This window comes from Brevibacillus sp. SIMBA_040 (assembly GCF_046535075.1).
Lineage (GTDB): Bacteria > Bacillota > Bacilli > Brevibacillales > Brevibacillaceae > Brevibacillus.
The window spans coordinates 1-230 of sequence record NZ_JAWRXI010000447.1 but is presented as its reverse complement, the minus strand read 5'-3'; the positions used below and the strand labels follow the sequence as shown (position 1 = coordinate 230).

1 pseudogene is annotated in these 230 nt (G+C 66.1%); it reads left to right on the top strand.

Annotated features, from left to right (window positions below):
- Positions 1 to 230 (top strand): annotated as a pseudogene (locus SB752_RS33390) (phosphoribosylamine--glycine ligase); the annotation flags it as partial.

Sequence of the window (230 nt, the reverse complement as noted above, 5' to 3'; positions counted from 1 at the left end):
CTGGACGGCGAAGAAGCCAGCTTCATCGTCATGGTCGACGGCGAGAATGTGCTGCCAATGGCCACCAGCCAGGACCACAAGCGCGTCGGCGACGGCGACACCGGCCCGAACACCGGTGGCATGGGCGCTTACTCCCCTGCCCCGGTCGTGACTGCCCAAGTGCACCAGCGGGTCATGGACCTGGTGATCTGGCCGACCGTTCGCGGCATGGCCGAGGAAGGCAACGTCTA